Consider the following 8,587-nt stretch of genomic DNA (forward strand, 5'->3'; position numbering starts at 1 on the left):
TCATGGCTCAAGTGCAATACTATGGAACCGGTCGTCGTAAACACTCTGTTGCACGTGTACGTCTTGTGCCGGGTGAAGGACGAATCATTATTAACAAACGCGACCTTAATGAATATTTTGGTCTAGAAACATTGAAGCTGATCGTAAAACAACCGCTTAACCTTACTGACACATTGTCTAACTACGATGTACTAGTAATTGCTAACGGCGGCGGTATGTCCGGTCAAGCAGGCGCTATCCGTCACGGTATTTCACGTGCTTTGCTTAAAGCAGACCCTGAATTCCGTCCGGCTCTAAAACGTGCTGGCTTCCTAACTCGTGATCCGCGTATGAAAGAGCGTAAAAAATACGGTCTTAAAGCGGCTCGTCGCGCTCCACAATTCTCGAAACGTTAATACTTCAAAATGTCTTCTCTGCTTGCCAGAGAGGGCATTTTTTTGTTTATAGAAGAAAAGCTACATCCAATTTAGATTTTTTTACTGCTATTCCCTTAAAAACACCTTTGCTGATCGGAAGACGCATAAGGTGTTTTTTGGTGCGTCCAATAAAATTTCAAACTTTATTTCATTTTGGTTAAAACTTATATTGAACATTTCACTTTTTGGACGTATAATTTTTATACAGAGCAATTTACTAGGAATTAAAAACGGAGGGCAAAAAAAATGAACCTTTTTGAAAAAGAAGCGCTTATCAAACAAAAGGAAGTTGAGCTCGAAAACGCAACACCGGAAGAAATTATTGCGTTTGCGGTAGAAACTTTCCCAAATATTACGTTTGCATGTAGCTTTGGTGCTGAAGATGTTGTGCTTGTTGATATGCTGCAGAAAATTAGCCCGAAAACGGACATTTTCTATTTAGATACGGATTACCATTTCAAAGAGACGTATGAGACTCGTGATTTGATGGCTAAGCGCTACCCAGGCATTCCATTCGTAGAAGTAAAGCCTGAAATTACACCTGAGGAGCAAGCTGCTCAGTTTGGCGAAGAGCTTTGGAAATCCGATGCGAACGCATGCTGCAACATTCGTAAAGTTAAACCATTAACCCAAATTCTTTCGAAATATGATGCTTGGATTACGGGTATTCGCCGCGATCAAGCACCTACTCGTGCGAATTCCAAAAAAATTGAGTACGACACAAAATTCGGGCTCGTTAAATTTAATCCAATCGCTCACTGGACATCCGAGGACGTATGGAACTATATTCGCGAGAATGATGTTATTTACAACCCATTGCATGATCAAAACTACCCGAGCATCGGTTGCGAGCAGTGCACGCGCAAAGTAATGCCTGGTGAAGATCCACGCGCTGGACGCTGGGCAGGTCAAGAAAAAACAGAATGCGGATTGCATAAATAAGCACTCTCGAGGAGGAGCAATATCAATGAGTCAAATTCTACCGCACGGCGGCGTACTCGTTAACCGTGTCGCTACGGGCGAACAACGTGAAGCATTACTAGCTGAAGCTGCTACCCTTAAATCGATTACGATCAACACTTGGGCTATATCTGACCTTGATTTGATCGCAGTTGGAGCATTTTCCCCACTTACTGGTTTTATGAACGAAGCTGATTACCAGTCCGTTGTGAAAGACATGCGTCTAGCAAATGGCACGGTATGGAGCATTCCTATTACGCTTGCTGTAGAAGAAGCGAAGGCAGCAGAGCTGTCCGCAGGAGAACGTGCAGCGCTAGTCGGTGAAGATGGCGTAACATACGCAATTATCAGCATTGATAGCATTTATTCGGTTGACCATAAAGTTGAAGCAGTGAATGTGTTCAAGACAGATGATTTGGAGCACCCAGGCGTTCAAAAGCTGTTCGAACGCTCTTCCATAAATGTAGGCGGAGAAATTACGGTGCTGAATCGTCCGCAGCCTGAGAAGTTTAACGAGTTTTATTTTGACCCAGCGGAAACGCGTCGTTTATTTGCAGAAAAGGGCTGGAAAACCGTAGTTGGCTTCCAAACTCGCAATCCGGTTCACCGCGCGCATGAATACATTCAAAAAACAGCAATGGAAATTGTTGATGCGCTTTTCCTCAATCCGCTCGTTGGTGAAACGAAATCGGACGATGTTCCTGCGAATGTACGGATGAAGAGCTATCTTGCACTGCTTGACAACTATTATCCGAAGGATCGTGTATTCCTTGGCGTATTCCCGGCAGCTATGCGTTACGCTGGGCCTCGTGAGGCGATCTTCCATGCTCTTGTTCGTAAAAACTATGGCTGCTCGCATTTTATTGTTGGACGCGATCATGCCGGTGTAGGCGACTACTATGGAACATACGAAGCTCAGGATCTGCTCAAAACGATTCCAGTAGAGGATCTAGGCATTACTCCACTTTATTTCGAGCACAGCTTCTTCTGCAAAGAGTGCGGCAACATGGCTACTTCAAAAACTTGCCCTCATGACAAGGAGCATCATTTGACGCTTTCGGGTACGAAGGTACGCGCATTGCTGCGCGATGGCATTTGCCCGCCGCCTGAGTTCTCCCGTCCTGAGGTTGCTAAAATACTGATTGAAGGCATGTCTGAGCAGCCAGTAGTTTAATTAACCGAATAACTTAAGGTTTGTCTCATAAACGACCATCTCGTCCCATATAAATGAATGTGTGCATTTGGCTAGATTAAGCTGTTTGCTGCTGTGTATTCATTTGATGGAAAACGGGGTGGTTTTTTTATGCGCCGAATTGATCGGCATGTTGTCATTTGGTTGACGTATAAGGGCTTAATTCGAATCAGTATCGGATTGCTGGTTATTGCACTAACGGGCATACTGCTTACACAATCGATGCCTTCAAAAAAAGCATGGTCGTATTGGACGCTGCCTTTGTCAGGCAAGACTATAGCCATTGATGCCGGGCATGGCGGGGCAGACGGCGGTGCGGTCAGTAAGCAGGGCATTATCGAAAAGGATTTAAACTTAGCGATTGCGCTGTATTTGCGCGATTATTTGCAGCAGGCTGGAGCGGTCGTTGTTATGACAAGGGAAGGGGATTACGATCTTGCAACAGGGGATTCAAGAGCCTATAGCAAGCGCAAGACAGAGGATTTAAAGAAGCGAGTGTCCCTTATTAAAAATAGCAATCCTGCCGCAGTCATAAGCATACATATGAACAGTATCCCTTCAGCTAAGTGGACGGGTGCACAAACCTTTTTTCATCCGGACAATCACCCAGACAATCGGATTCTCGCAACCTTCATACAAGATGAGATTAAACGCAATTTAGAAAACACGACAAGAGTTGCCGCTACCGTGAAGGATGTTTATGTGCTGAAGGCAATCGAGAACATTCCGACGGCACTCGTTGAGGTGGGCTTTCTATCTAACCCTGGGGAATCACAGCGACTTGCGGATACGGAGTACCAAAGATCAGTAGCTGCCTCCATCTATGAGGGTATTCTAAGATATACTGCAGGGGAGAAGCTGAGCGGAAGCGTGCTGCAAGACGAGGTAACCGACAAGTAAGAAACCTTTCGCCGAAAATGAAGCAAAGGTGCACCCTATGACTTGGTTCATGGGCTTACTGTGTTATACTAACTATTATATAGTTTTAATTATATAAAGGTGGGACACAACCTATGTTGACACGAGAGCAAGTTATAGAGGCCGTCGAAATCGTGACGGCACAGCATAAAGCGGATGGGGTTACCATCCGCGATGTAATGGTTCGGGACCGTCAAGTTTCGATGACGGTCCTTGGGTCTGGCGCGGCAATGGAGCCCGCGCTGGAAGCCTCGCTCCGCGAGGCGCTGGCGCGCCTGGGCGCCGAAACCGTGCATTTCCGGTTTCGGGCCGAGGCAGCGCCTGCCGCAGGCGCAGGCGCGTCTACGCCGCCGCCAGCGGCAGCTGCAGCACCGGCTGCGGCTAGCGCCGGTGCTGGCAAATCTAGCGGCCCAGCGCCCGTTCAGGGGCATGGGGCCGGCTTAGCTAACCCGCTGCTGGATCCTGCCAGCGGGGTGCAGTTCATCGCCGTCGCGAGCGGCAAGGGCGGCGTCGGCAAATCGACAGTGACCGTCAACTTGGCGGTCGCTTTAGCCCGCAGGGGCAAGCGCGTCGGCATCATCGATGCGGATATCTACGGCTTCAGCGTGCCGGATATGATGGGGATCGAAGAGCGCCCGGATGTTGTGAATGAACGGGTCATCCCTATTGAGAAGTTTGGTGTTAAGGTGATGTCCATGGGCTTCTTCGTAGAGGACAACAGCCCAATCGTGTGGCGCGGACCGATGCTTGGCAAAATGCTGCGCAACTTCTTCCAAGAGATTGAATGGGGCGAGCTTGACTACCTGCTGCTAGACCTTCCGCCGGGTACGGGAGATGTGGCGCTTGATGTTCATCAGATTATTCCGCAAAGCAAAGAAATTATCGTAACTACCCCGCATGCTACAGCAGCATTCGTTGCAGCTAGGGCAGGCGCAATGGCGATTAAGACGGAACACGAAATTATTGGAATCGTTGAGAATATGTCCTATTTCGAATCTAAAGTTACCGGCGAGAGAGAATATGTATTTGGCCGCGGTGGCGGCGCACGCCTCGCAGAGACGCTTCATTCAGATCTGCTTGCTCAAATTCCATTGGGGGCGCCAGACAATCATGTATCTGAGCCTGACTTTGCACCATCGGTATACAAAGCCGATACTGAAACAGGGAAGATGTACTTGGAGCTTGCAGACAGCGTATTAGCGAAATGCGGCAAATAGTCAAATAACAAAAGCCCGAACCATTGTCTAAGGCAGCTAATCCTTGCTGCCATGCGGACAACCTGTTCGGGCTTTTTTGAATTCATTTTATGCAGTGAAAACAATACTTCTACCGCTACATAGCCGAATCGCCGCCTTGTTCATCACCGCCGCCTGAATCGTCCCCGCCGCCGCCTTCCTCATCGGATTTTTGCTCACCGCCCGATTCTTCTTTCTTTTTATCTACTTTCTGGTCTGGGCTTGGTTTAAGCTCTTCTTGTACTGCTTTTTTCATCAGATCAAGCACTTCAAGTCGAAACAATGGATTTTGCATCGCATCCTGCATAAGGGACATCACTTCCTTGCGGTATTGCGTACTTTGCAGCACCTCAAGAATCATCTTGTCCATTTCAGGGTTTTTAAGCACCTTAATTAAATCAGCTTGATAGGAGGGGTCCTTTATTAGTTCTTTATGGATTTGTTTATTTTGCTTATTAACGGATTTGGCAAATTCCCCCGCGAAACGTGGATCAACCATAAGCTTTTTGATTACCTTGTCGTACTGAGGAGAAATAAGGACATCCTTAACCGCTAAGCGAACCTCCTCCTGATCCTGCACAGACAGCAGCTTAGAGGTTTGGCCACTATAACCGGAAATTTGCTGTGATGACTCCTGCAGTGCTTTTTGGGCATCCTCCGTTTTGAGGATATCAATAACCATCGTTTTTAAATCCTTGTAGCTGACCTGCTCATTACTACCTCCAGAGGACTCGGCGCCACAGCCTGATAAAACAAATAACATGGCTGTAATAACCGAAAATAAAGCAAAGCTCTTACGCATGATTCGCAAGCTCCTTCCTATGTCATTGCTGCTGCATACCGTTTGGATAAACAAATCGTTCGAAAAGTGATGGATCGTATAGTTATTATGTACAAAGTTCACCGGATTATCATGGACAGACTTTAGCTTTTTATTGTGAACGTGGTAAAATAAAGGGTAATGTGGATAACAGGAGGATAATGAACGTGAATTTAAAAAAGTGGTTCTTTTTATTTTGGAGCGGCATGGTAGTAGGCGGGCTTGCCTGCGTAATTACCGGTGCGTTGATGGCTTGGGTAGATCCGGAGTTTGGGTTCTTAGGCTTTAAAGCTGTCGGCTTTAATGCATTAATGATGGGTTTGGTCGGATTAATGATTGGAGCATTTAGCCAAATGGGCTTTTTCGCTTATTTAACGTTAAACTACATCGCTCTTAGCGTATTCGGCAAAAAATATTTATGGAATGCGCTGCAAGGCTATACGACGTTATTCGCAGCAATAGGGCTGGGGTATATGTTGTATGAGCAGCGCCTGAACAACTGGTTTTTCTGGACATTGCCGCTTACCCTGCTTCTATTTTCTGTTGCAGTATCATGGTTCAAGGTTAAGCAAACGAACAAAACCGCTTTTGTGCCAACCATGTTTTTGATGTTCTTCATTACATTCATTGAGTCTTGGCCTGCGCTGCAAGGTGAAACGAACGTATCTGCTATTGTATTTATGATGGTTCCTTTATTCGTCTGCAATGCATACCAAATTATGATGATGCRCCGTTTGGTCAAAAAAGAAACAACCGACTCAGCAGCGATTGCTGCGAAGCCGGTCGTTTAACTTAATATTCTAGTTCAGCAGCATTAATTTGCGGGAATGTAGAGGATGTCTTGTCCTGCACCGCTTTGCCGTCAACCTCAGTTTGTGTGATGAGGTCGGTTACCGTAACAAACTCATAGCCTTTTTCACGCAGCTGATCAATAACGATCGGAAGCGCCTCATGTGTCTGCTTTACGGAATCACTCGCATGGAACAAAATGATGTCGCCAGGATGAGCACGCGTAACGACCCGATTAATAATTTTGTCGGTGCCGATGTTCATCCAGTCGAGTGAATCCGTATCCCACTGAATTACCTTATATTGCAGCTCTTCAGCAATGCGCAGTACCCGCTTGTCAAAATCTCCGTTAGGAAGTCGGATCAATTTCGGTTGTTTTCCCGTTACGTCGGATAAAATGGTGTGTGCAGTCGTAATTTGTTTACGAATTTCTTCATCGCTAAGCTTGCTGTAATTATCATGCTTGTGGCCATGGCTGCCTATTTCATAACCAGCCTCTTGAATCTTTCTGACGATCTCGGGATGGGACTGGCTCCATGGTGAAGATAAGAAGAAGGTAGCCTGCTTAATGTTTTTCTCTTTTAGCACATTAAGAATGGGTTCCGTGCGTTTATCGCCCCAACTAATGTCAAAGGTAAGAGCAACAACCTTTTTGTCAGTGGGTACGCTGTAGATTGCAGCCGGCTGCTGCGGAGCAAAGACGGTGATGTTGTCACGTTCGGCATAAATGATGCCAATGGAAAATACGACAGCGATAGCAATTAAGAAATACCTTTTCAACTTTCGGCCATTCAGAACATAAAAAACGTTCATTGGGAAGGGCACTCCTCTCTAATGGAAGCTTGTACAAAGATAAGAAAGTATAAATCCGACCTTTATACTTCACTTATCCTTAATTGCGAAACGAGTATTTGCCTCCAACGAAGGCTGCCGTCGTTTACGCTTGTAGTACAATCTATGCTCGTACTACAGAGATATTCATCCATCTTGCGAACTTACAAGCTGCGGAGGGGATAAAATGTTTAAATGGCGTTTGATTTGGGAGCATTTTAAACAAATGAATCCCTATATAGCGTTTGGATCCATATTATTTTTAGCAGGCATGGTTATCGGAGGCACGAACCCAGCGTTCAGAGCTTTTCTTGATGAACAGCTGAAGGGGCTAGGACAGCTCGCTGAAATGATCGATGATTCCAAAAATCCAACGTTAACGATGATGATTTTCATTTTTTTGAATAATGCGGTCAAATCGATACTGGTTATGTACTTAGGTGCTTTGTTTGGGGTATTGCCTTTCTTTTTCTTAGTTGTAAATGGAATGATGATCGGTTATTTACTGAAAACGACAGCTGAGCTTCATGGCGGCGGGTATGTGATGGAGCTTATTGTTAAAGGTTTGCTGCCGCACGGAATTCTGGAAATTCCCGCGATTATTATTGCATGTGCTTATGGCATGCGTTTTGGAGTACTCATCTTCAAAGCGGTCGGATCACTTGTATTTGCAAGATCTAAGACAGGGAATATAAGCCGAGAGCTTGAAAGCTTCGTCGTTCGTACCGTTCCTGTCATGGTTATTTTGACGATTACACTGCTTATTGCGGCGGTAATTGAAAGTACAATTACATTATGGTTGTTGCAGATGTAATATTTTTTCCAATATTTGAGCATAACAGTAAAGCAGTGTCGAAACGCATTTGCGTGAGACGTTGCTTTTTTGTTCGTTAAAGGACGATCAAGTTGCGCTTTTCAACTTAAGGAGGTCACTCACGGCTATGCTCGGAATACTATTCAACGATAAAGAATGCAAAGAACTCGACTACGTCCTTCGCAAAGAGCTGGATGAAATGCTGCTCGACTTGAATGATTCAAGATTAGATGGTGATATTAAGCAAGCGATAACCAGAAGATATAAGATCATCTTCCGTATGTACGCACGTATTGCCTCCCCGAAAGAGCTATCGCGTTATGCATTAAATGCGCGTTCTTATCGATAAAATCAAGTTTTAAAACTTTTTTAAAAAAAGGGGTTGCATTTAATTGGGCCCCTGTGATATATTATTTCTTGTCGCCGCTGAGACACACGCGGTTGACACGAAAGAATGAATTGTTCTTTGAAAACTGAACAACGAGTAATAACTGCCTTGCAAATCCTTCGGGATGAGCAAATATAGCGATAAAAGTTATGAGCAAGTCAAACACCAATTTGGAGAGTTTGATCCTGGCTCAGGACGAACGCTGGCGGCGTGCCTAATACATG

The 8,587-nt window shown here is 45.4% G+C and carries 10 protein-coding genes; 8 read left to right on the top strand and 2 right to left on the bottom strand.

Going from position 1 to position 8,587, the window contains the following annotated elements:
• The first annotated feature begins 2 nt into the window (after positions 1-2).
• From rpsI to AC1DPK_RS28280, 5 genes are all read left to right on the top strand, one after another.
• Complete coding sequence (gene rpsI / locus AC1DPK_RS28260) at positions 3-395, top strand: 30S ribosomal protein S9 (RefSeq protein WP_054025303.1); 393 nt, start codon at positions 3-5, stop codon at positions 393-395.
• Between the two features lie 267 nt (positions 396-662).
• Positions 663-1,358, top strand: a complete 696-nt coding sequence (locus AC1DPK_RS28265; protein WP_076271416.1) for a phosphoadenylyl-sulfate reductase — start codon at positions 663-665, stop codon at positions 1,356-1,358.
• A gap of 25 nt (positions 1,359-1,383) precedes the next feature.
• The gene (sat, locus tag AC1DPK_RS28270; protein WP_441885667.1) at positions 1,384-2,550 is read left to right on the top strand and encodes a sulfate adenylyltransferase; all 1,167 of its coding nucleotides are present in this window, start codon (positions 1,384-1,386) and stop codon (positions 2,548-2,550) included.
• 129 nt (positions 2,551-2,679) lie between these two features.
• The gene (gene cwlD, locus AC1DPK_RS28275; protein WP_076271459.1) at positions 2,680-3,468 is read left to right on the top strand and encodes an N-acetylmuramoyl-L-alanine amidase CwlD; all 789 of its coding nucleotides are present in this window, start codon (positions 2,680-2,682) and stop codon (positions 3,466-3,468) included.
• Positions 3,469-3,581: 113 nt separating this feature from the next.
• Positions 3,582-4,703 (top strand): P-loop NTPase, encoded by a 1,122-nt coding sequence (locus AC1DPK_RS28280; RefSeq protein WP_076271414.1) that lies wholly within the window; start codon positions 3,582-3,584, stop codon positions 4,701-4,703.
• 115 nt (positions 4,704-4,818) lie between these two features.
• Here the strand turns inward: AC1DPK_RS28280 and gerD are convergent, their stop codons facing one another.
• Positions 4,819-5,523, bottom strand: coding sequence for a spore germination lipoprotein GerD (gene gerD / locus AC1DPK_RS28285; protein WP_477512339.1), 705 nt, complete (start codon positions 5,521-5,523; stop codon positions 4,819-4,821).
• A gap of 185 nt (positions 5,524-5,708) precedes the next feature.
• On the opposite strand from gerD, the gene AC1DPK_RS28290 reads away from it, so the two are divergent.
• The gene (locus tag AC1DPK_RS28290; protein WP_477512340.1) at positions 5,709-6,332 is read left to right on the top strand and encodes a KinB-signaling pathway activation protein; all 624 of its coding nucleotides are present in this window, start codon (positions 5,709-5,711) and stop codon (positions 6,330-6,332) included.
• 1 nt (position 6,333) lies between these two features.
• Here the strand turns inward: AC1DPK_RS28290 and pdaB are convergent, their stop codons facing one another.
• A complete protein-coding gene (pdaB, locus tag AC1DPK_RS28295) occupies positions 6,334-7,143 on the bottom strand; it encodes a polysaccharide deacetylase family sporulation protein PdaB (RefSeq protein WP_076271411.1) in 810 nt (269 codons plus the stop codon).
• A gap of 205 nt (positions 7,144-7,348) precedes the next feature.
• Here pdaB and AC1DPK_RS28300 point away from each other — a divergent pair, with 205 nt between their 5' ends.
• Together AC1DPK_RS28300 and AC1DPK_RS28305 are read left to right on the top strand one after the other, a co-directional pair.
• A complete protein-coding gene (locus tag AC1DPK_RS28300; RefSeq protein ID WP_430058125.1) occupies positions 7,349-7,975 on the top strand; it encodes a stage II sporulation protein M in 627 nt (208 codons plus the stop codon).
• Between the two features lie 127 nt (positions 7,976-8,102).
• The gene (locus AC1DPK_RS28305) at positions 8,103-8,324 is read left to right on the top strand and encodes a hypothetical protein (RefSeq protein ID WP_053373934.1); all 222 of its coding nucleotides are present in this window, start codon (positions 8,103-8,105) and stop codon (positions 8,322-8,324) included.
• Positions 8,325-8,587 lie beyond the last annotated feature (263 nt).

This window comes from Paenibacillus sp. 01T424 (assembly GCF_056398745.1).